The following is a 1,430-nucleotide window of genomic DNA, read 5'->3' on the forward strand; positions in this document are numbered from 1 at the left end:
TCGCCTGCCAACCCCGCAAGCCATGCTCCTCGCGGCTATCGGCGTTTTTCCACACTCAACGGGGACATAGCCTTTTTCAATGGCCGCATCAGATGATGGGTGCCCGCTCTTGACGCCTTGTTCCTTGGTCCACTTGCACGCAATTAGTCACTCAACTCGCTAGAGGTTACGCTTATTGCGCGGCTTCCTCCGGACTCCTTCCGGGCCTCTGGGGCCGCAGCCATGTCCATGAGCATCCTGCCTTGACGAGCAACAAGGTTGCCGCCATGGAGCCTCTCCATCCCGGGCACCAGCACCATAACTGCCCCGTCCGGGCACCCGTCCTGTTCATACGTGAGTTCACGCAGTTCAGTCCGCCCAAATCGTTATAAAAAGATGAACAAATCCATCAAAACTGCCATCGCGTCCCTGCTTCTGCCCTTGGCTGCAGTTGCGCAGGCGGCCGAGCTCCCTTCGCCAACGACAGCGGCAGATCTGTATCTGCGCACCCTGGTCAACCATGACGAGCAGGCCATCAGCCAGCTCAACGACTATCTGCGCCCGAACCGTCTGCGCTCCAAGCGCAGCCCGGACTATGCCAATGCAGCCGAGCTCAAGGCCGCCGATCGGGACTTCCCCGGCGAAGTCGCGGAAATGGTCCTGTCCCTGTTCCCCGAAGCCCAGCGCAAGGACCTCAAGGCTCCCGCGGAAACCCTGATGCGCACCGTGCAGCAGGCACGCCAGAAGTCCGAATGCAAGGCCGGCGCGGCCAGCAAACCGCAGCGCGACAAGTATGGCGTGCTGAACACCCAGGTGCAGTTCGAGTGCCTGCTGGTCAAGACGCCGGAGACCTGGGCCGAAGGCATTCAGCGCATGGCCCGCAACAAGCTGGGCACGGCGCAGGTCGTGACCGAGCTGCAGGCGCTGCAAAAAGCCTATGCAGCCCCGGCCAGCTTCAACTACCAGGGCGCGTTTCCGCTGAGCATCGTGCCCAAGGATAAAGACAAGGCTTGGCGCAATGACTTCGCGCACGAAACCGTGGACGAGATGTTCAGCGAGCTCTGAACTTGAGCAACGCAGGACCGGCTTCAGCGCTGCGCGGCCGGGTCCTGCCGCATGGACTCAAGCCATGGCTTGGCCTGCCACGGCGGTTTGAACTCCAGCCACTGCAGGTACGGATACCGGCCGCGGCCGCGCAGGCTGCACGCCCATTCCTGGCAACAGTCTGCAGCGACCAGAGCCGCTCGCGCACCGCGCTGTAATTGCCGTCGGCGCCCCAGCCCAGGCCCAGGCGGCCTGCTGCGGATGCTGATCATCCTTAACCCACATTCCGCTCCGAGTTGACCGATATGCTTGATCTAACCACCGGCAGCAATCGAATACGAAGGGACTTTCCTAGCCCAGCGCTGGTGCGCGAAGTTCAGCATGGATGCCCGGAAGTCCTATCGGAT

Annotated in this window: 1 protein-coding gene; it reads left to right on the forward strand. The window is 62.0% G+C overall.

The genetic code is table 11. The annotated features are described in order from the left end of the window. Positions 1-420 precede the first annotated feature (420 nt). The gene (locus AB6724_RS21765) at positions 421-1,044 is read left to right on the forward strand and encodes a hypothetical protein (protein WP_369340620.1); all 624 of its coding nucleotides are present in this window, start codon (positions 421-423) and stop codon (positions 1,042-1,044) included. Positions 1,045-1,430 lie beyond the last annotated feature (386 nt).

Source organism: Comamonas guangdongensis, from assembly GCF_041079535.1.
GTDB classification, from domain to species: domain Bacteria; phylum Pseudomonadota; class Gammaproteobacteria; order Burkholderiales; family Burkholderiaceae_C; genus Comamonas; species Comamonas guangdongensis.